Raw genomic sequence first — 19,864 nt, 5'->3', positions numbered from 1 at the left:
CCCTACCGGTCCGTCGCCTCGTCGAGCGCCGGCCGCCCGGCCCGCGGGTCCTCGACCCGGCCGGTCGGCCCGTCCTCGACTGTCGCCCCCGCCTCGGCGCCGAGCGCGGCGCGGAGCACGTCCGCCTCCGTGCCGGTCACCGAGCGGGCGAAGCGCACGAGCGCGGCGTCCCGGCTGCCGCCGAGATCGAGGGCTTCGAGCATGAGCTGGGCGATGTGCGCCTCGCGGGTGGCGGCCGGGCGGTAACGCCAGGCGCGGCCCTCCCGCTCGCGCTGCACCATGCCCTTGCCGGCGAGCCGGTCGAGCACGGTCATCACCGTCGTGTACGCGAGTTCCCGGCCGTCCAGGGCGTCGGCGACCTCGCGCACCGTCACGCCGCCCGACGAGGCGGGCGCCGCGTCCCACAGCACGTCCATCACCGCACGCTCAAGGTCCCCCAGCCGAGTCACCCGTCAATCCTACCCCCGGTAGTAGATCCCCTTCGACCCCCGGGGACCGCCCGGGTCAGACGCCCTTCGGGTGCCAGACCGTTTTGGTCTCCAGCAGCGTGGTCATCCGGGTGATGCCGGGATCGGCGTACCAGTCGTGGTCGGCCGGGGCCGGCCGCAGCACCCGCTTGAGGTTCTCCGCCGCCTTGACCTCCAGGTCGGCCGCCAGCTCGGCGTCGGCGACGCCGGTCAGGTCGATCGCGTTGACGTCCATGTGCGCGGCGAGCGTCGGCACGGTCTCGGTCAGCCGGCCGGTGAGGATGTTCACCACCCCGCCGGGCAGGTCGGAGGTGGCGAGCACCTCGGCCAGCGTCACCGCCGCCAGCGGCGCCGCCGGGGACGCGGCCACCACCACCGTGTTGCCGGTGACGATCGCCGGGGCGATCACGCTCACCAGGCCGAGCAGCGCGGGCTCCTCGGGGGCCACGACCGCGACCACGCCCGTGGGCTCCGGCGCGGACAGGTTGAAGTACGGGCCGGCCACCGGGTTCGCGCCGCCGTACACCTGGGCGACCTTGTCGGACCAGCCCGCGTACCAGACCCAGCGGTCGATCGCCGCGTCCACCTCGTCGGCCGGGACGCCCAGGGCGACGAACTGGTCGCGCCGGCCCTCCAGCATCTCGGCGACCCGGTAGAGGATCTGACCCCTGTTGTACGCGGTCGCCCCGGCCCAGCCCTTCACCGCGGCGCGGGCGGCCACGACCGCGTCCCGCGCGTCCTTCCGGGAGGCAAGAGACACGTTCGCCGATTGCACGAGATACGACCGTCCCGACTCGCTGCGCGGAAACTTCCCGCCGATGAAGAGCTTGTACGTCTTGCGTACCGCGACCCGCTCAGACATTGAGGTACCCCTCCAGCCCGTGCCGGCCGCCCTCGCGACCGTAGCCCGACTCCTTGTAGCCGCCGAACGGCGACGTCGGGTCGAACTTGTTGAACGTGTTGGCCCACACCACGCCCGCGCGCAGCCGGTCGGCCAGCCACAGGATCCGGGAACCCTTGTCGGTCCAGATCCCGGCCGACAGCCCGTACGGCGTGTTGTTGGCCTTCTCGACGGCCTCCGCCGGGGTGCGGAACGTCAGCACGGACAGCACCGGGCCGAAGATCTCCTCGCGGGCGATCCGGTGGGCCTGGGTGACGCCGGTGAATATGGTCGGCGCGAACCAGAAGCCGCGCTCGGGCAGCTCGCACGGCGGCGACCAGCGCTCCGCGCCCTCGGCGGACCCGGCGTCGGACAGCTCCCGGATGCGGGCCAGCTGCTCGGCCGAGTTGATCGCGCCGATGTCGGTGTTCTTGTCCAGCGGGTCGCCGACCCGCAGCTGGGCCATCCGGCGCTTCAGCGACTCCAGCACCCGGTCGGCCACCGACTCCTGGACCAGCAGCCGGGAACCGGCGCAGCAGACGTGCCCCTGGTTGAAGAAGATGCCGTTGACGATGCCCTCGACGGCCTGGTCGATCGGGGCGTCGTCGAAGACGATGTTCGCGGCCTTGCCGCCCAGCTCCAGCGTGAGCTTCTTGCGGGTGCCCGCGACCGAGCGGGCGATGGCCCGGCCCACCTCGGTGGAGCCGGTGAACGCGACCTTGTCCACGCCCGGGTGCTCGACCAGCGCCCGGCCGGTGTCGCCGGCGCCGGTGACGATGTTCACCACACCGGCGGGCAGGTCGGCCTGCTGGCAGATCTCGGCGAACAGCAGCGCGGTCAGCGGGGTGGTCTCGGCCGGCTTGAGCACCACCGTGTTGCCGGCGGCCAGCGCCGGGGCGATCTTCCACGCCAGCATGAGCAGCGGGAAGTTCCACGGGATGACCTGCGCCGCCACGCCGAGCGGCTTCGGGTCCGGCCCGAAACCCGCGTGGGGGAGCTTGTCCGCCCAGCCCGCGTAGTAGAAGAAGTGCGCGGCGACCAGCGGCAGGTCGACGTCGCGGGACTCCTTGATCGGCTTGCCGTTGTCCAGCGACTCCAGCACCGCCAGCTCACGCGAGCGCTCCTGGATGATCCGGGCGATCCGGAACAGGTACTTGGCCCGGTCCCGGCCCGGCATCGGACCCCAGACCTTCTCGTACGCGCTGCGGGCGGCTCGGACCGCGCGGTCCACGTCCTCGGCGCCGGCCTCGGCGATCTCGGCGAGCACCTCCTCGGAGGCCGGGTTCACCGACTTGAAGCTGCCGCCGGAGGCCGGGTCGACGAACGCGCCGTCGACGAAGAGCCCGTACGAGGGCTTGATGTCCACCACCGAGCGGGACTCGGGGGCGGGTGCGTATTCGAACATCGCGTTCAGTCCAGGGTGAAGTAGTCGGGGCCGGCGTAGACACCGGTCGTCAGCTTGGTGCGCTGCATGAGCAGGTCGTTGAGCAGGCTCGACGCGCCGAACCGGAACCAGTCCGGGCTCAGCCAGTCGGCGCCGACGGTCTCGTTGACCATGACCAGGTACTTGATCGCGTCCTTGGTGGTCTTGATGCCACCGGCCGGCTTGACGCCGACCTGACGCCCGGTGGCGGCGCGGAAGTCGCGGACCGCCTCCAGCATCACCAGCGTCACCGGCAGGGTCGCCGCGACCGGGACCTTGCCGGTGGAGGTCTTGATGAAGTCGCCGCCCGCGAGCATGGCGAGCCATGACGCCCGGCGCACGTTGTCGTACGTGGCCAGCTCACCGGTCTCCAGGATGACCTTGAGGTGGGCGTCCCCGCAGGCGTCCTTGGTGGCCACGATCTCGTCGTAGACCTCCTGGTAGCGCCCGGCCAGGAACGCGCCCCGGTTGATCACCATGTCGATCTCGTCCGCGCCCGCCTCGACCGCCGCCCGCACGTCGGCGAGCTTGATCTCCAGCGGGGCCTGACCGGACGGGAACGCTGTGGCCACGCTGGCCAGGTGCACGCCGCTGCCGCGCAGCACCTCGGCCACGTACGGAACCATCGACGGGTAGACGCAGACGGCGCCGACGTGCGGGCAGCTCGGGTCGGCCGGGTCGGGACGCAGCGCCTTGGCGGCCAGCGCCCGCACCTTGCCCGGGGTGTCCGCCCCTTCGAGGGTGGTCAGGTCGACCATCCGGATCGCCAGGTCGATCGCCTCGGCCTTCGCGGTGGTCTTGATGGAGCGGGTGCCGAGTTGTGCCGCCCGCTGCTCCGCGCCGACCTGGTCCACGCCGGGCAGGCCGTGCAGGAAGGTCCGCAGAGCGGTCTCGGATCGTCCCAGCTCGGTGAGGTCCGACCGGGCCGACGTCGTTGTCGCCGTCATGCCCCGAATAGTACGCACCCGCGAGTCGAGTGATCTTGCTCACGAACGAGCGGTCGTGAGCGTCATACGTGAGCGGTGTCGCTGGTCGTACCGCACCCGCCCTGTGCCGGGCCGGCAAACGGTAGGTTGAGCGATCGTGGACGTAACAGTCATTGACCATCCGCTCGCCCAGACGCGGCTGACCGCCATGCGGGACGCCCGGACCGACTCCTCGTCGTTCCGGGCGGCGCTGCGCGAACTCACCACCATGCTGGTGTACGAGGCCGCGCGCTCCTTCCCGGTCGAGAAGTACTCGATCCAGACCCCGGTCACCGCCACCGAAGGCAGCCGGCTGGCGAACCCGCCGCTGCTGGTGCCGGTGCTGCGGGCCGGTCTCGGCATGGCCGACGCCGCGCTCGGCCTGCTGCCCGAGTCGTCGATGGGCTTCGTCGGCCTGGCCCGCGACGAGGAGACGTACGAGCCCCGCGCGTACATGGAGTCCCTGCCGCGCGACCTCGCCGGCCTGCCGGTGCTGGTGCTCGACCCGATGCTCGCCACCGGCGGCTCGCTGGAGCACTGCTGCCGGCTGCTCGCCGACCGCGGCTGCACCGACATCACAGTGCTCTGCGTGCTGGCCGCGCCGGTCGGCATCGAGCGGCTGGAGCGCTCCGGCCTGCCGCTGCGCCTGGTCACCGCCTCGATCGACGAGGGACTGAACGACTCGAAGTTCATCGTTCCCGGCCTGGGTGACGCCGGTGACCGCCAGTTCGGCGGCATGCCCCGCTTCTGAGACCGGTCCGGTGCGGAGGGCCGCCCTCCGCACCGTGAACCGGACCCACCCGGCGAGTCGATGCGCGGGGGTGCGGGGAGGCGCTAGCGTTCCGGGCCATGACTGGTGTTGCGCTCGCCGAGGAGTTGCTGCTCCTCGCGTATGACGACGAAACCGGCAAGGCCACCATGCCGCGGATCAGCCTCGACCTGGGCATGGCCGCCGCGGTGCTGGTCGAGCTGGCCCTGGCCGGACGGATCGCGTACGCGGACGGGAACCTGGCGGTGGTCGACCCGGCCCCGACCGGCGAGCCGATCGCGGACGCCGTACTCGCCAAGATCGCCGCAGAGACACCGCACACGCCGTCGTCGTGGGTGCAGCGGCTGCGGCACGGGCTGCGCGACCGGATCCTCACCGACCTCTGCGGCCGGGGCGTGGTCCGGGACGTGGAGGAGACCGAGCTGGGCTTCATCCACGTGCACCGCTACCCCATGGCGGACCCGACTGTCGAGGCGGACATCCGGCAGCGGCTGGCCGAGGCGCTGACCAGCGGGCAGCTCCCGGACGAGCGGACCGCCGCGCTCGCCACGCTCGTCGCGGTGCTGCGGATGGAACCGGCGCTCGGGCTGACCGGCCCGGCTGCCGAGGACGCCGGCCGGCGCCTGGAGGAGATCGCGGCGGGCGCCGGGTTCTCCGGCACGGTGAGCCTGGACGACAGCGTGGTGCGCCCGTCGATCAGCCTGGTCATCGCCGCGCTGGGCCAGGCCGTCGACGCCGCCCTGGGCAAGCGGTAAGGAAGGGCCCCCTTTTAACGCCTCCGGTAGAGGAAGGGCCCCTTGTTAACGCCAGGCGTTAACAAGGGGCCCTTCCTTACATCCGGGACTAGAGGCCGAGGGCGGCGGCGATCTCGTTGCGCAGCTCCGTCACCGCGGCCCGCGCGCGCTGCCGGGCCGCCGGCACGTCGCCGCCGGCCACCGGCTCCACCACCTCCAGGTACGCCTTGAGCTTCGGCTCGGTGCCGGACGGCCGGATCACCACCCGGGCGGCGTCGGTACGCAGGATCACCACGTCCGCGTCGGGGAGCAGGTCGGACGCCTCGGTCACCGGCTGTCCGAGCAGCGTGGTCGGGGTGGCCGCCCGGATCCGGGCCATCGAGTCCGCGATCACCCGCAGGTCCTCGACCCGGACCGAGAGCTGCTCGGTGTGGTGCACGCCGAACTCGGCGGCGAGTTCGTCCAGCCGGTCGAGGAGGGTACGGCCCTCGGCCTTGAGACCGGCGGCCAGCTCGGCGACCGTCAGCGCGGCGGTGATGCCGTCCTTGTCGCGTACGTGACCCGGCGCGACGCAGTAGCCGAGCGCCTCCTCGTAGCCGTACACGAGCGGCTCCCGGCCGCCGCCGGCCCGGACGATCCACTTGAACCCGGTGAGCGTCTCGTCGTAGGGCAGACCCCGGGCCGCCGCCATGGCCCGCAGCAGCGCCGACGACACGATCGTGGTGGCGTACAGGCCGGTCACACCGCGCCGCATCAGGTGGTCCGCGAGCAGGGCGCCCACCTCGTCGCCACGCAGCATCCGCCAGGACCCGGCGTCGCGGACGGCCACCGCGCAGCGGTCCGCATCCGGGTCGTTGGCGATGGCGAGGTCCGCTGCGGTGCGGTCGGCGAGCGCGACGAGCAGGTCCACCGCGCCCGGCTCCTCCGGGTTGGGGAAGCTGACGGTCGGGAACGCCGGGTCCGGTTCGGCCTGCTCGGGCACCACGCCGGGCACGCCGAATCCGGCGCGCGCGAACGCGGCGGTCAGCACGGCGGCGCCCACCCCGTGCAGCGGCGTGTACGCCACCTTCAGGTCGCGGGGTCCGGCCGGGTCCACCACGGCGGCGGCCCGCTCGACGTACGCGGCCACCAGGTCGTCGCCGAGCACCTGCCCGGCCGGGCCGAGCGGGACCGCCGCGAGCGGGCCGACCGCCCGGATGGCCGCCTCGATACCGGCGTCGGCGGGCGGCACGATCTGCGCTCCGGCGCCCAGGTCACCGCCGAGTTGCGCGCCCAGGTAGACCTTGTAGCCGTTGTCCTGCGGCGGGTTGTGGCTGGCGGTGACCATCACGCCGGCGACCGCGCCGAGCTGCCGGACCGCGAACGCCAGCACGGGCGTGGGCAGCGGCCGGGGCAGCAGCAGCGCCGGCCGGCCCGCACCGGTGGCCACCTGTGCGGTGCGCTCGGCGAAGGCCAGCGAGCCGTGCCGGGCGTCGTACCCGATCACCAGGGGGCCCTCGCCGCCCTGGGCGGCGAGCCAGCCGACGAGCCCGGCGGCGGCCTGGGTGACCACGGCGAGGTTCATGCCGTTGGGCCCGGCGCGCAGCGGGCCGCGCAGCCCGGCGGTGCCGAAGGTCAGCGGACCGGCGAACCGGTCGGCCAGGTCGGCCGCCGTGCCGGGCAGCCCGTCGAGGACGGCGCGCAGCTCGGCGCGGCCGGCCGGGTCGGGGTCGTCGGCGAGCCAGCGCTCGGCTCGTACGCGAAGGTCGTCAAGGTCAGTGGTTTCCGCCGCCATTGCCTCATGAAAGCACGGCGGCGGATCACCACCGACCGTTGGCCTCGACTCAGTTGGCCGCCGTGAGCTGGAACGAGTCGACCATCGCGTCGAAGATCGGCTTGCTCTCGGCGAATCGCGCGTCGGTCGTGGAGAGGTAGAACGAGTAGACCTTGCCGTCCTTGACCAGGCCCCGCCAGATGCCGTGCCGCATGGTCTCGCCCTCGCCGCAGGTGTATTCGAGCTGGCCCGCGGTCTGGCCGGCGAGTGGCTGCTCGGAGACGGACAACTCGGTGTAGGGGGCCGGGCAGGTCTTGCTGTTCGCGGTCTTGCTCTTCAGGTTCCGCGAGGCGAACTCGGCCCAGCTGATCGAGGTGCCGCCCCACTTCTCGGCGATGACCCGCACCTTGCGGCCCTCGTCCTCCGGGTCGACGTAGTCGACGTAGAGGCCGCCGGTCTGCTGCTGCCAGCCCTTCGGGACCTGGATGGTGACGCCCTTGACGGTCCGCTCCTGCATCTCCGGCGCGGCCGCCGCCGAGGTGGTGGGCAGCGTGCCCACGATCGGCGGCGGCGCGTCGTCGCCGCCGCTGGTCAGCGCGATCACGCTCACCAGCAGCACCACGGCGAGGCCACCGGCGGCGGCGAGCTGGACCTTGCGCGGCCACGCCTTCACCCGGCCGAGCAGGCCCTTGGCGGTGCCGAGCGTGCCGGCACCACCGGCGGCCGGCGCGGTCGCCGGGGTGGTCCACGCCTGGCCGGTGCCGGGCACCGACCACTGGTTGCCGCCGCCGTACACCGGCTGGGTGGCGTCGACGGTGCGGCCGTAGGTGGCGGGTACCGCCTGGGTCGCGTCCGCACCGGCGCCCGCCCCGAGCCGGACCGTGGCGTCCGGCGAGATGCGCTGGGTGGCCTCCGGCGTGCCCGGCCCGGACATCGCGCCGGTCGGGGTGTGCAGCGGGCCGGCCAGCGCGTCGGCGCTGGTCTCGTCGAGCGCGGCGGCACCCGCCGCGGCCTTCTCGGCCTGGGGCCGCTCGCCGCGGCGCAGGGCCGCGAGGCGGTCGGTGAGCGACTCGTCCGGGCCGATCATCGCCCGGCCGCCGATCTGCCCGCTCGGCTTCGGCTCCGCGGCGATCGCCGGCGGCGTGGTCGGGCGCGGCACCGGCACCACCGCGTACGGGTCGGTGACCGAGTTGACGGCGGTGGCGGTGCTGGTCAGCGGCCCGGCGAGCAGCTCACGCAGGTTGGCCCGGGCACGGTGCACGTCCATCCGGCGGGCCGGGTCCTTCTCCAGCAGCCCCATCAGCACGCCGGTGAGCGGGCCGCTGCGCTGCGGCGTGGCGGGCGGGTCCTCGACCACTGCGTGCATGGTCTCGATCGGGTCGCCCTTGTCGAACGGGGGCCGGCCCTCGACCGCCGTGTAGAGCGTCACGCCGAGCGAGAACAGGTCGCTCGGCGGCCCGAACTCCTGGCCCATGGCCCGCTCGGGGGAGATGAAGTGCGGCGAGCCGAGCACCATCCCGGGCGTGGTGAGCTGCACGTCGGTGGGCATCCGGGCCACGCCGAAGTCGGTGAGCACGCAGCGGCCGTCGGTGCAGATCAGCACGTTCGCCGGCTTGACGTCGCGGTGCAGCACGCCGATCGCGTGCGCCACCTCCAGCGCGCCGAGCAGCGCGATGCCGATCTTGGCGACGGCGCGCGGCGCGACCGGCCCGTCCTCGATCACCATGTCGGCCAGGCTGCGGGCGTCCAGCAGCTCCATCACGATCCACGGACGGCCACCCTCGGTGACCACGTCGTAGACCTGCACCACTGCCGGGTGCTGGATCGCGGCGGCGGCGCGGGCCTCCCGCAGCGTCCGTTCGTAGAGCGCGTCGCGGTCGCTCGGGGCGAGCCCCGGCGGGAGGACGACCTCCTTGACCGCCACATCACGGCGCAGCAACGTGTCTGTGGCCCGCCAGACCGTGCCCATGCCTCCGTTGCCCACCGGGGAGCGCAGCGAGTAGCGACCACCGATGGTGGTGCCGGGCGCCGCGCGTCCAGTGGGGGGACTGGCCGGTCCGCCGCTCCACGTCGGAATCTGAGTCACAGAAAAGCCACCGGGGGATATCGAGGGGGCTGGGACACAACCCCTCTATCTTGCTGGTTCCGACGCCCGATGCGAAACCCGACGCGGCGGGCGTTTACCTACTCGACGGTATGTGGTCGGTTGTTCACCTCCGGTGCGCCGCCACCGGGAGGTGTGCGGTATCCCTCACCCACCAGGCGGTCTGCGCGTCCTACCATCCGGTAATGAGCGATGCGCGGTCAAGCGAGTCGGGTTTCCCGATCCAGGGCGTCTACACGGCGGCAGACCTTCCGGCGGACCTGGACGCCCGGCTGGGTGAGCCGGGCGAGTTCCCGTACACCCGCGGGGTCTACCCGACGATGTACACGTCCCGGCCCTGGACCATGCGACAGTACGCCGGGTTCGGCACCGCGACCGAGAGCAACGCGCGCTACCACCAGCTGCTGCGCGCCGGCACCATGGGCCTGTCGGTCGCCTTCGACCTGCCCACCCAGATGGGGTACGACTCGGACGACCCGATCGCGCACGGCGAGGTGGGCAAGGTCGGCGTGGCCATCGACTCCATCGAGGACATGCGCACGCTGTTCGGCGGCATCCCGCTGGACAAGGTCTCCACGTCGATGACCATCAACGCGCCCGGCTCGGTGCTGTTGCTGCTCTACCAGCTCGTGGCCGAGGAGAACGGCGTGCCGGGGGCGGCGCTCAACGGCACGATCCAGAACGACATCCTCAAGGAGTACATCGCCCGGGGGACGTACATCTTCCCGCCGAAGCCCTCGCTGCGGCTGGTCGCCGACACCTTCGCCTACTGCCGGGCCGAGGTGCCGAAGTGGAACACCATCTCCATCTCCGGCTACCACATGGCCGAGGCCGGCGCGTCGCCCGCGCAGGAGGTCGCGTTCACCCTCGCCAACGGCGTGGAGTACGTCCGCGCGGCGCTCGCCGCCGGGCTGGCCGTCGACGACTTCGCGCCCCGCCTGTCGTTCTTCTTCGTGGCCCGCACCACGCTGCTCGAGGAGGTCGCGAAGTTCCGCGCGGCCCGGCGCATCTGGGCCCGGCTGATGCGCGACGAGTTCGGCGCGAAGAACCCGAAGTCGATGATGCTGCGGTTCCACACCCAGACCGCCGGCGTGCAGCTCACCGCGCAGCAGCCGGAGGTGAACCTGGTCCGGGTGGCGGTGCAGGGCCTCGGCGCCGTGCTCGGCGGCACCCAGTCGCTGCACACGAACAGCTTCGACGAGGCCATCGCGCTGCCCACCGAGAAGGCGGCCCGGCTGGCGCTGCGCACCCAGCAGGTGCTGGCGTACGAGACGGACCTGACCGCCACCGTCGACCCGTTCGCCGGGTCGTACGTGGTGGAGGCGATGACCGCCGAGGTGGAGGCGGCGGCCACCGAGCTGATGGACCGGGTCTTCGACCACGGCTCGGCGGTGGACGCGATCGAGGCCGGTTTCCAGAAGCGGGAGATCGAGCAGTCCGCGTACCGGATCGCCCAGGAGATCGACTCGGGCGAGCGGGTGGTGGTCGGGCTCAACCGGTTCCGGATCGACGAGGAGGAGCCGTACGAGCCGCTGCGGGTCGACCCGGCGATCGAGGCGGCGCAGGGGGAGCGGCTGGCCCGGCTGCGCGCCGAGCGGGACTCGGGAGCGGTCGAGCGGGCCCTGGCCGAGCTGCGTGCCGCCGCCGAGGGGGACGCCAACGTGCTCTACCCGATGAAGGAGGCGCTGCGCGCCCGCGCCACCGTCGGCGAGGTCTGCGGGACGCTGCGCGAGGTGTGGGGGATCTACCGGCCCAGCGACCGGTTCTGAGTCGTCCGGAGGCGGCCCCGCCGCGCACCCTGAGTGCGCGGCGCGGGCCGCTTTCGCGTGTGCGATTCGCCGTTCCGGGTAACCGGATCGGGTGAACGGGACGGACAGCCTGTGCGGTCGGCGGTCGGACGCTCGTGTCACCGTCGGGAGTCTTCCGGCAGCCGACAGTTGTCGTGCAATTGTCGGAGCGGCAGTTAATTGCCGCGACTAATGCGACAATTCGGAACGACGGGTCGTTATTTGTGACCGATGAAACGGTTACGCGTTGTAGGAGGTGGGAGGCGGATGACGGCGTTCGACCGCGATCTACCTGCTGTCCCGCAGATATTCGAGCCCTCCCACCAGGGCATTCGTGACGCTGCGCGGTCCGACCGCTACGCGAAAGATGTTGCGCAGCGTCACCGCCGGAGGTCTAGGCTGTCTGCTGTCCGACCCGAAGATCCATCCACTTCTAGTGATCGAGAATTCGACGTGACGAGTGCGTTGACGCTGCCTTCCGGCGGCCTGCTGGCGTCGTCCCGGTCCGAGACGCCGACCGATTACCAGCCCCTGCCCTTCGAGCTCGACCATCTGCTCGCGCTGCGCGTACCCGGCCTCATCGAAACGCGCCGTCACATCCACTCCCACCCGGAGTTGTCCGGCGAGGAGTTCGAGACGGCCGCCCTGGTGCACCGCGAGCTGTCCCTGGCCGGGCTGAAGCCGCGTCTGCTGCCGAAGGGCAACGGCGTCATCTGCGACATCAACGGGCGCCCGGACGGGCCGGTGATCGCGCTCCGCGCCGACATCGACGCGCTGCCGCTGAGCGACCCGAAGGACGTGTCGTACCGCTCGACAGTCGAGGGCGTCTGCCACGCCTGCGGCCACGACGTGCACACGTCGGTGATGCTCGGCGTCGGCATGCTGCTGGCCCAGCTCGCCGACACCGGCCGGCTCGACGGCCGGGTCCGGCTGATCTTCCAGCCGGCCGAGGAGATCCTGCCCTGCGGCTCGCTCGAGGTCATCGAGGCCGGCGGCCTGGAGGACGTGGTGCAGATCTTCGCGCTGCACTGCGACCCGAACCTGCCGGTGGGCAAGGTCGGCCTGCGGGTCGGCCCGATCACCGCCGCCGCCGACAACGTCACGGTCCGGCTCACCGGGCCGGGCGGGCACACCGCCCGCCCCCACCTGACCGTCGACCTGGTGGACGCGCTCGGCCGGCTGGTGACCGAGGTGCCCACGCTGATCAGCCGCCGGGTGCCGGCCAACAGCGGGCTGCTGCTGGTGTTCGGCCACGCCTCGGCCGGCACCCGTTACAACGTCATCCCGTCCGAGGCGTGCGCGGCCGGCACGCTGCGGGTGATGGACCGCGACACCTGGGACCAGGCCCCCGAGATCGTGGCTCAGGTGGTGCGGGACGTGCTCGCCCCCACCGGCGCCACAGTCGACCTGGAATACCTGCGCGGCCGGCCCCCGGTGACGAACGACGCCGGCGCGATCGGCGTGCTCACCGCGGCCACCGCCGCGGCGCTCGGCCCCGACGGCATCGCCGAGACGCCGCAGAGCATGGGCGGCGAGGACTTCTCCTGGTACCTGGAGCACGTGCCGGGCGCGCTCGCCCGTCTCGGCGTCGGCCGCAGCGGGCCCAACGTGGACCTGCACCGGGCCTCGTTCGACGTGGACGAGCGCGCCATCGAGGTCGGCGTACGCCTCATGGTCCAGACCGCGCTGCGGGCACTGGCGGCGGCGCGCTGACCGGACCGTCGGCCGGCCCGGCCGGGCCCGGCGGCATCGCGCCCGGGCCGGGCGGCGGCGTCCGCCGGGCCCGCACCCGGCGCCGCCACAGGAGCAGCAACCACAGCGGTACGCCGATCACGACCGCGAAGGGCAGCACCGCGCCGAGCACGGTGAGCAGGACCCGTGCCGAGGCCAGGAATGCCGTCCAGCCGCCGCCCAGCCCGGCCAGGAAGCCGAGGTCGGCCTCCTCCTCGGCGGTGCTGGCGTCCTGACCGAGGAACGTCACGGTGATGGTGGAGAGCGCGGTCAGGTCCGCGAGCCGGCGCTTGCGGGCCTCCAGCGCGGCCAGGTCGGCCTGGCGGGTGCCCACCTCGTTCTCCAGCCGCACCAGCTCGTCCACCGACGTGGCGCGGGCGAGCAGCTTGCGCGAACTCTCCACCCGCGCCCGCTGGGTGGCGATCCGGGCGTCCAGGTCGACCACCTGCTCGGTGACGTCCTCGGTGCGGATCTCCCGGCGCTCCTGACGGCCGAGACCGGCGAGCCGGTCGATCACCGCGGAGAACCGGTCCGCCGGCACGCGCAGCGTCAGCGCCGCCCGCGCCTCGGCGGCCCGGCTCGATCGCCGGTCGGCGCCGACGAATCCGCCGGCCGCCGTCACCGCGGTGGTCGCCTCCCGCGCGGCGGCCTCCACATCGTCCACCCGGACCTGCATGGTGCCGGTGTAGATGATGGACCGCTGGTCGACCCGCAGGTCCGCGCCGCCGGTGCCGCCCGGGGCCGCCTGGTCGCTGTCCGCGCCGCCCTCGGCGGCCTGCTCGCGCCCCGCGCCTCCGTCGGCGGCCGGCGCGGCCGAGTCGCTGCCACTGTCACCGCCCGCGCTGCACGCGCCCACACCCAGTGCAACTATCAGACCCACAGCCACCAGGGCCACGCCCCGGAGTCGTCGTCCACCCATGCCCCGTACTCCGATCGTCGGCGGCCCCGCCAGCCGGGACCGATACCTCGGACGTGACGCGTGGTCGCGCCGGTTCCGGCAGACTGCGCTCAGGACATCACGATTCGGTATTCGAGGAGTCACGATGCAGGTGACCAAGTACGCGCACTCCTGCCTCCGGCTGGAGCACGACGGTGCGGTGCTCGTCGTCGACCCCGGTGTCTTCAGCGATCCGGCGGCGCTGGACGGGGCGGACGCGGTGCTGATCACCCACGAACATCCGGACCATGTGGACGTCGCCACGCTGACCCGGGCGCTGGAACGGCGGCCGGTGCCCGTGCACGGCCCCGCCTCGCTGGCCGGCGTGCTCGGCGACGCCGCCGAGGCGCTGGTGACGGTCGAGCCCGGACAGTCGTTCACCGTCGCCGGGGTGCCGGTGCGGGCGTACGGCGGGCAGCACGCGGTCATCCACCCGGACATCCCGGTGATCCAGAACATCGGCTACCTGTTCGCCGACGTGGTCTACCACCCGGGCGACGCGTTGTTCGTGCCCGACGACGTGCAGGTGGACACTCTGTTCGCCCCGATTCACGCGCCCTGGTCGAAGTTCTCCGAGGTGCTCGACTTCATCCGGGCGGTCGCGCCGCGCCGGGCGTACGCGCTGCACGACGGGCTGCTCAACGACAACGGCTTCGGCGTGCTGGACCGGCAGTACACGGCGATGTCCAACACCGACTACCGCCGTCTGGAGCCGGGCACCCGGATCGACGCCTGAGCATGGCCGAGGTGCCCGCGGAGGTGATCCGGCAGCTCTACGCCACGCCGCCGGACCGGTTCGTCGCGGCCCGGGACGCCGCCGTCGCGCAGGCGCGGCAGTCCGGCGACCCGCGTACCGCCCGGGAGATCGGCAGGCTGCGCCGGCCCACGGTGGCGGCCTGGCTGGTCAACCTGCTGGCGATCCGCCGGCCCGAGCTGGTCGCCGACCTCACTCAGCTCGCCGAGTCGCTGCGTGCCGCGCAACGCGACCTGCGCGGCGGCACGCTGCGGGAACTCTCCGCGCAGCGGCGCGCCGTCGTGGGCGCGCTGGTGGCTGAGGTACGCCGGCTCGCCGCCGCCGAACCCGCCGCGCCCCCGGCCGGGAAGCTGCCGCTGGGCGAGGTGGAGGCCACACTCAACGCCGCGCTGTCCGACACCGAGGTGGCCGAACAGGTGCGCGCCGGACGCCTGCTGCGGGCCAGCCACTACGCCGGGTTCGGCGAGGTGCCCCGCCCCCAGCTGCGGCTCGTGACAGGGGGCGAGGAGCCGCCCGTCGTACCGGATCGGGCGGCCGAGCGGGCCGACGCGCGCCGGGCCCGCGACGAGCGGGCGGCGCGGGCCGAACGGGCCGGGCGACGGCGGACCGCGACCCGGGAGCTGACCCGGGCCCGCGCGGACCTGGACCGGGCGGAGAAGGAGCTGGCGACGGCCGACGCGGCCGAGCGGGACGGCGCCGCGACGCTGGACCGGATCGAGACCGAACTGGCCGAGTTGGAGCGCCGCCGGGCCGTGGCCGAGCAGGAACTGAGCCGGGCCCGGCTGGCCCGCCGGGGCGCGGAACGGGCGGTCACCGCCGCCCGGCGCCGGGCCGGTGAGGTCGAGGCCGTGTTGGAGGCGCTCGACGCCGAAGAGGGGGATGCCGACACCGGTGACCACCCGGCAGACTGAGCGTGATGAATGGCTACGGTGGAGTCACGGCGACGGGCGGCCGATGACCCCGGAACAACTCGCCGCCGCCTGCAAACCGCTGGTGCTCGAACTCGGGGAGGCGTTCGCCCGCTGCCCGTCGACGCTGCGCCGGGCGCGGCTGCTGGGCATCTCCGGGTGGGCCTTCTACATCACCGGGCGGGCCGGTGCGCTCGGTGACGTCCGCGCCGAGACGGTCGCCGCCGCGCTCGGCTTCATCGCACCCGAGGCGGTCACGGACGGCTGGGACGCCGCCGCTCGGACCGTCCCGCCGCTGGAGGTGGCCGCCGCCAACCTGGCCGAGTGCTGCCGGTGGGGCACCGCCCGGCTGGGCGACGGCGCCGAGTCGTCCCGGCTCGCCGCGCTGCTGGGCCGCGCTGTCGACGCGGCGGACGGCAGCGGCATGCCGCTGTTCGCCGCCTGGCGGGCCATGCCGGTACCCGATCCCTCGCCCGGTGCGCGGGCGGCTGTCGGCATGCTGCTGCTGCGCGAGCACTTCGCCGGGGCGTACCTGCTGGCGGTGCGCGCCGCCGGGCTGACGCCGCTGGAGGCGGTGCTGGCCGGTCCGGAGGGCGAGGCGGGCGCCGCGGCGTGCGGCTGGGTGCCCCCGTACCCGCCGGTCGGGCCGCTGGTACGGCGCCGGCTGTGGGCCGAGGCGGTGACCGACCGGCTGGCGTCGGCGGCGTTCCGCGCGTTGAGCGCGGCCGAGGGCGCCGAGCTGCTGGGTCTGCTCGGCGCCGCGCGACAGCGCGCCCGCGGCGGATAAATGGGAGGCGATCCGGCCGGTCCGGCTGCCACGATCTGGCCCGTGACGCTCCCCGCCGGCTGGTCGGCCCGCCGCCCGACCCTCGACGACATACCCGCGATCCTGGCGGTGGTGCACGCCTCCGACACGTTCGCCGTGGGCTACCCCGACTTCGACGACGAGGACGTGCGGTCCGCGCTGACCGCGCCGTTCGTCGACCCGGCCCGGGACTCGTGGCTGGTCACCGACCCGGACGGGACGGCGGTGGCGTGGTCGATCCTGGCCAACCCGAGCGGCGTCGGCCGGGAGTGGGTGGACGTCCTCGTCGACCCCGACCGCGGCGCCGACCTGCGTGCGCCGCTGCTGGCGCGGCTGCTGGAACGGGTCGCCGAGCGGGCCGCCGAGCGCGGCCTGCCCGCGCTGACCGCGCGCACCGGGGTGTACGCGCCGGAGACCCGCTGGGCCGGTGAGCTGGCCGAGGCCGGGTTCACCCGGATCAAGCGCTACATCCGGATGAGCCGCACGTTCGCCGACCTGCCCGCCGAGCCGGCGCCCCCGCCCGGGGTGACGGTGCGGCCGCTGCGCGCCGACGACGAGAACGACCTGCGGCTGTTCCACCGGATCTACGACACCGCGTTCCGGGACACCCCCGATCACGACCCGCTCGACTTCGAGCGGTGGCGGGACCTGCTGCCGTCGTACGGCAAGGTCTGGGACGAGTGGCTGCTGGCCGAGGTCGACGGCGAGCCGGCCGGTGCGCTCCAGTCCTCCGACCAGGCGCTCGACCAGGACCTGGGGTGGGTGCGGACGCTGTCGGTGCTGCCCGCGTACCGGCGCCGCGGGGTGGGTGCGGCGCTGCTGCGCCGGGCCTTCGCGATCTACGCGGCGAAGGGCCGGACCGGCGCCGGGCTCGGCGTCGACCTGGCCAACCCGACCGCGCCGGTCACGCTCTACCGCTCCGTCGGGCTGGTGGAGGAGCGCTGGACCGACATGTACGAGCGGAGCGTGCCCGCCTCGCGGGTGTGACCCGGCACCCGCCTACCGGGGTCGCCGAGCGGCCGGAACGCTGTCCGGAGCACACTGTTCGGTGTGGGAGACGCGCTACGCGGACGCGGTGCCGGTGGGGCGGGACCGCAGCTCGGTGACGTAGTCGTCCGGCGCGCCCGCCTTCTCCGCGGCGTTCGCGAGCTCCGAGAGGTACCACGCGGTGGGCAGCCCGCCCTCGTACCCGTCGAACACGTAGACCCACGCGGTCACGTCACCGTCGAGCGTCGAGACGCGGACGGTCAGCTTGCGGTACGTCCCGGCGGTCACGCCCTCGATCTCGTCGAGCTGCGCCGCGTCGTACGGGTGGATGTCGTAGAGCGCCACGAACACCCGGTCACCCGGGGACTCGACCACGGTGCTGACCGAGCCCTCCCAGCCGATGACGTCCTCGCCGGCGAAGGTGAGCCGCCAGCCCTCGAGCCAGCCGGTGCCCACCATCGGCGAATGCGGGCAGTAGGCGCGCATGCGGGCGGGATCCAGGTTCGAGCCGTAAGCAGCGTAGAGACCCACGGCGACGACGATAGCCCGGCGGGCGGGTGGGGGAGAATACGACAGTGCGTGTCGGACGGGACGGGGAGAAGAAAGTCACTGTGAGCACTGTGAGCTTCGACGAAGGGATGGCTCCGTGAGCGCGAGGAGTGCAGCGGAGCGGAGCCCCGCAGTCGCGAACGAAGGGATGGCTCGGTGAGCCAGATCGTGATCATCGGCGGCGGACCGGCCGGGTACGAGGCGGCTCTGGTCGCCGCGCAGTTGGACGCCGAGGTCACCGTCGTCGAGGCGGAGGGGGCCGGTGGCGCCTGCGTGCTCTCCGACTGCGTGCCCTCCAAGACGTTCATCGCCAGCTCCGAGGTGGTCACCGGTTACCGGGACACCGAGGAGTTCGGCGTGCACTCCGACGGCCTGGAGGCGGTCACCGTCGACGCCCGCGCGGTGCACGAGCGGGTCAAGCGGCTCGCGCTGGCCCAGTCCGCCGACATCCACACCAAGCTCGTAAAGGCCGGTGTCGAGTTCGTCGCCGGCACCGCCCGGCTCGGTGAGGACACGCTCGGCCACACGCACCGGGTGATCGTCACCCCGGCCGGCGGCGGCGCCGAATACTCCATCGCCGCCTCGACGGTGCTCGTCGCGACCGGCGCGACCCCCCGCCAGTTGCCCACCGCCGTACCGGACGGCGAGCGCATCCTGACCTGGCGCCAGGTGTACGACCTGCCCGAGCTGCCCGAGCACCTGATCGTGGTCGGCTCCGGCGTGACCGGCGCCGAGTTCGCCAGCGCGTACCTCGCCATGGGCGTCAAGGTCACGCTGGTGTCCAGCCGCGACCGGGTCATGCCGCACGAGGACGCCGACGCCGCGTCGGCGATCGAGCGGGTGTTCCGCAACCGGGGCATGAGCATCCTGAACAACTCCCGCGCCGAGGCGGTCCGCCGCGTCGGCGACGGGGTCGAGGTGGTGCTCTCCGACGGGCGCCAGGTCACCGGCTCGCACGCGCTGATCGCTGTCGGCTCGATCCCGAACACCGCCGACCTGGGCCTGGCCGAGTACGGCGTGGAGCTGGCCCGGGGCGGTTACGTGACTGTCGACCGGGTCTCCCGTACCAACGTGCCGGGCATCTACGCGGCGGGTGACTGCACCGGCGTGCTGCCGCTGGCGAGCGTCGCGGCCATGCAGGGCCGCATCGCGATGTGGCACGCGCTGGGCGAGGCGGTCCGGCCGCTACGGCTGCGTACGGTCGCGGCGAACGTCTTCACCGACCCGGAGCTGGCCACCGTCGGCGTCTCCCAGGACGAGGTGGACGCCGGCAAGACCCCGGCCCGCCAGGTGATGCTGCCGCTGTCCGGCAACGCCCGGGCGAAGATGGACGACCTGGCCGACGGCTTCGTCAAGCTGTTCTGCCGGCCGGCGAGCGGCCAGGTGATCGGTGGCGTGGTGGTGGCGCCGAAGGCCAGCGAGCTGATCCTGCCGATCACGATGGCGGTGGAGAACAACCTCACCGTCAACGAGCTGGCCCACACCATCACCATCTACCCGAGCCTGTCCGGCTCCATCACCGAGGCCGCCCGCCAGCTCATGCTCCACGAGCTGGAGTAGCGCGCGCCACCTTCTGCTCGTCGATCATGGAGTTGCGGTCCCCGATCCGACCGGTATGCCCGGTCTGTGCGGGGTCACAACTGCATGATCGACGACTTTGGTCAGGGTGAGGTGCAGGGCCAGGGTGGCCAGGAGGGCCGTCTCGGTCAGGATCAGCGCGCGTTCGATCAGGCCGAGCAGGGCTCGGTCACCCGGGTAGGCGGACCAGATCATCGTGGCCGCGAGCACCACGCTGGCTGCGGTCAGGCCGCGCAGCCAGGCGGCCGCCCCGGCGACCGGGTGCCGGGCGAGCAGCCAGCCGGCCACCGGCAGCGCCAGGAACGACAGCACCGAGGCGTACCGGTGCACGTACGCGGCGGTGTCCATCGGCGTACCCGGCTCGTTGGTGGGCACCACGGCGGCGGCCAGCAACCCGGCCGACCAGGCGGTCAGCAGCACGAGCGGCACCCGGCCCGCGCCCGCCCGGCGCAGCGCCGGCAGCAGCACGAGACTGGCCGCCGCGAGCACCGCCATCGCCGTGTCGATGACGCCGCCCCGATCGGAGACGGCGAAGTCGCTGACGGTCAGCGACCAGGGATCCAGATCGTCGTTCACCTCAAGATGACCGACCGTCGCGAGCACCGCCGCCAGGACGATCCCGCCGAGTGCCAACAGGCCACTTCTCCGCGTTCCAGGCATACGGCCAGCCTGTCGCCGGAACCGCCCCAGACGGATCCGGGACCACCACCCACTTCGCTACCCGGGTCGTCCC

At 73.2% G+C, this 19,864-nt stretch carries 18 protein-coding genes; 9 read left to right on the top strand and 9 right to left on the bottom strand.

The window, feature by feature from the left end; translation table 11 throughout:
* Window positions 1-2 precede the first annotated feature (2 nt).
* From O7604_RS05495 to deoC, 4 genes are read right to left on the bottom strand one after another with little or no spacing between them, the layout of a single operon-like run.
* On the bottom strand, window positions 3-449 hold the full coding sequence (locus O7604_RS05495) for a BlaI/MecI/CopY family transcriptional regulator (RefSeq protein ID WP_269702267.1): 447 nt from the start codon (window positions 447-449) through the stop codon (window positions 3-5).
* A 55-nt stretch (window positions 450-504) separates the two neighbouring features.
* Window positions 505-1,329: an aldehyde dehydrogenase family protein gene (locus O7604_RS05490; RefSeq protein WP_269702266.1), complete on the bottom strand. Its 825-nt coding sequence runs from the start codon at window positions 1,327-1,329 to the stop codon at window positions 505-507.
* Window positions 1,322-2,752, bottom strand: coding sequence for an aldehyde dehydrogenase family protein (locus O7604_RS05485; protein WP_269702264.1), 1,431 nt, complete (start codon window positions 2,750-2,752; stop codon window positions 1,322-1,324). Before O7604_RS05485 ends, O7604_RS05490 begins: the two co-directional genes overlap by 8 nt.
* 5 nt (window positions 2,753-2,757) lie before the next feature.
* Window positions 2,758-3,717: a deoxyribose-phosphate aldolase gene (deoC, locus tag O7604_RS05480; RefSeq protein ID WP_269702263.1), complete on the bottom strand. Its 960-nt coding sequence runs from the start codon at window positions 3,715-3,717 to the stop codon at window positions 2,758-2,760.
* Between the two features lie 136 nt (window positions 3,718-3,853).
* Between deoC and upp the strand changes: the two genes are divergently transcribed.
* The gene (upp, locus tag O7604_RS05475) at window positions 3,854-4,486 is read left to right on the top strand and encodes a uracil phosphoribosyltransferase (protein ID WP_120571672.1); all 633 of its coding nucleotides are present in this window, start codon (window positions 3,854-3,856) and stop codon (window positions 4,484-4,486) included.
* Between the two features lie 98 nt (window positions 4,487-4,584).
* On the top strand, window positions 4,585-5,259 hold the full coding sequence (locus O7604_RS05470) for a GPP34 family phosphoprotein (protein ID WP_269702262.1): 675 nt from the start codon (window positions 4,585-4,587) through the stop codon (window positions 5,257-5,259).
* Window positions 5,260-5,347: 88 nt separating this feature from the next.
* Here O7604_RS05470 and O7604_RS05465 read toward each other — a convergent pair whose 3' ends face one another.
* On the bottom strand, window positions 5,348-7,012 hold the full coding sequence (locus tag O7604_RS05465) for a phospho-sugar mutase (RefSeq protein ID WP_269702261.1): 1,665 nt from the start codon (window positions 7,010-7,012) through the stop codon (window positions 5,348-5,350).
* Window positions 7,013-7,061: 49 nt separating this feature from the next.
* The gene (locus tag O7604_RS05460; RefSeq protein WP_269702260.1) at window positions 7,062-9,077 is read right to left on the bottom strand and encodes a serine/threonine-protein kinase; all 2,016 of its coding nucleotides are present in this window, start codon (window positions 9,075-9,077) and stop codon (window positions 7,062-7,064) included.
* A gap of 203 nt (window positions 9,078-9,280) precedes the next feature.
* Between O7604_RS05460 and O7604_RS05455 the strand changes: the two genes are divergently transcribed.
* Window positions 9,281-10,864, top strand: a complete 1,584-nt coding sequence (locus O7604_RS05455) for a methylmalonyl-CoA mutase family protein (RefSeq protein ID WP_269702259.1) — start codon at window positions 9,281-9,283, stop codon at window positions 10,862-10,864.
* 471 nt (window positions 10,865-11,335) lie between these two features.
* Window positions 11,336-12,595, top strand: coding sequence for an amidohydrolase (locus O7604_RS05450; protein WP_269702258.1), 1,260 nt, complete (start codon window positions 11,336-11,338; stop codon window positions 12,593-12,595).
* Here O7604_RS05450 and O7604_RS05445 read toward each other — a convergent pair.
* The gene (locus O7604_RS05445) at window positions 12,552-13,532 is read right to left on the bottom strand and encodes a DUF4349 domain-containing protein (protein ID WP_281579036.1); all 981 of its coding nucleotides are present in this window, start codon (window positions 13,530-13,532) and stop codon (window positions 12,552-12,554) included. The two genes, O7604_RS05450 and O7604_RS05445, sit on opposite strands and share 44 nt — an antisense overlap.
* A gap of 124 nt (window positions 13,533-13,656) precedes the next feature.
* On the opposite strand from O7604_RS05445, the gene O7604_RS05440 reads away from it, so the two are divergent.
* From O7604_RS05440 to O7604_RS05425, 4 genes are read left to right on the top strand one after another with little or no spacing between them, the layout of a single operon-like run.
* On the top strand, window positions 13,657-14,286 hold the full coding sequence (locus tag O7604_RS05440) for an MBL fold metallo-hydrolase (protein ID WP_281579035.1): 630 nt from the start codon (window positions 13,657-13,659) through the stop codon (window positions 14,284-14,286).
* Window positions 14,287-14,288: 2 nt separating this feature from the next.
* Window positions 14,289-15,215 carry a hypothetical protein gene (locus tag O7604_RS05435; protein WP_269702254.1) on the top strand — a complete coding sequence of 309 codons (927 nt, stop codon included), beginning with the start codon at window positions 14,289-14,291 and terminating at the stop codon, window positions 15,213-15,215.
* 43 nt (window positions 15,216-15,258) lie between these two features.
* A complete protein-coding gene (locus tag O7604_RS05430) occupies window positions 15,259-15,999 on the top strand; it encodes a hypothetical protein (protein ID WP_194798620.1) in 741 nt (246 codons plus the stop codon).
* Window positions 16,000-16,041: 42 nt separating this feature from the next.
* Window positions 16,042-17,004 (top strand): GNAT family N-acetyltransferase, encoded by a 963-nt coding sequence (locus O7604_RS05425; RefSeq protein WP_281579034.1) that lies wholly within the window; start codon window positions 16,042-16,044, stop codon window positions 17,002-17,004.
* A gap of 75 nt (window positions 17,005-17,079) precedes the next feature.
* Here O7604_RS05425 and O7604_RS05420 read toward each other — a convergent pair whose 3' ends face one another.
* Window positions 17,080-17,535: a gamma-glutamylcyclotransferase gene (locus O7604_RS05420; RefSeq protein WP_194798618.1), complete on the bottom strand. Its 456-nt coding sequence runs from the start codon at window positions 17,533-17,535 to the stop codon at window positions 17,080-17,082.
* A 174-nt stretch (window positions 17,536-17,709) separates the two neighbouring features.
* Between O7604_RS05420 and O7604_RS05415 the strand changes: the two genes are divergently transcribed.
* A complete protein-coding gene (locus O7604_RS05415) occupies window positions 17,710-19,113 on the top strand; it encodes an NAD(P)H-quinone dehydrogenase (RefSeq protein ID WP_269702251.1) in 1,404 nt (467 codons plus the stop codon).
* A 24-nt stretch (window positions 19,114-19,137) separates the two neighbouring features.
* Here the strand turns inward: O7604_RS05415 and O7604_RS05410 are convergent, their stop codons facing one another.
* Window positions 19,138-19,764, bottom strand: coding sequence for a DUF998 domain-containing protein (locus O7604_RS05410; RefSeq protein ID WP_281579033.1), 627 nt, complete (start codon window positions 19,762-19,764; stop codon window positions 19,138-19,140).
* Window positions 19,765-19,864: the final 100 nt, after the last annotated feature.

Origin of the sequence: Micromonospora sp. WMMA1947 (assembly GCF_027497355.1) — a bacterium.
Taxonomy (GTDB): domain Bacteria; phylum Actinomycetota; class Actinomycetes; order Mycobacteriales; family Micromonosporaceae; genus Micromonospora.
Note: the sequence above shows the minus strand (reverse complement) of the source record. Positions and strands in the feature narration are given on the sequence as shown.

Coding starts and splice junctions, on each gene's coding strand:
- O7604_RS05435 (WP_269702254.1), top strand. CDS start 14,289: ATGGCCGAGGTGCCCGCGGAGGTGATCCGGCAGCTCTACGCCACGCCG.
- O7604_RS05430 (WP_194798620.1), top strand. CDS start 15,259: ATGACCCCGGAACAACTCGCCGCCGCCTGCAAACCGCTGGTGCTCGAA.
- O7604_RS05490 (WP_269702266.1), bottom strand. CDS start 1,329: ATGTCTGAGCGGGTCGCGGTACGCAAGACGTACAAGCTCTTCATCGGC.
- O7604_RS05465 (WP_269702261.1), bottom strand. CDS start 7,012: ATGGCGGCGGAAACCACTGACCTTGACGACCTTCGCGTACGAGCCGAG.
- O7604_RS05455 (WP_269702259.1), top strand. CDS start 9,281: ATGAGCGATGCGCGGTCAAGCGAGTCGGGTTTCCCGATCCAGGGCGTC.
- O7604_RS05470 (WP_269702262.1), top strand. CDS start 4,585: ATGACTGGTGTTGCGCTCGCCGAGGAGTTGCTGCTCCTCGCGTATGAC.
- O7604_RS05485 (WP_269702264.1), bottom strand. CDS start 2,752: ATGTTCGAATACGCACCCGCCCCCGAGTCCCGCTCGGTGGTGGACATC.
- O7604_RS05445 (WP_281579036.1), bottom strand. CDS start 13,532: ATGGGTGGACGACGACTCCGGGGCGTGGCCCTGGTGGCTGTGGGTCTG.
- O7604_RS05440 (WP_281579035.1), top strand. CDS start 13,657: ATGCAGGTGACCAAGTACGCGCACTCCTGCCTCCGGCTGGAGCACGAC.
- deoC (WP_269702263.1), bottom strand. CDS start 3,717: ATGACGGCGACAACGACGTCGGCCCGGTCGGACCTCACCGAGCTGGGA.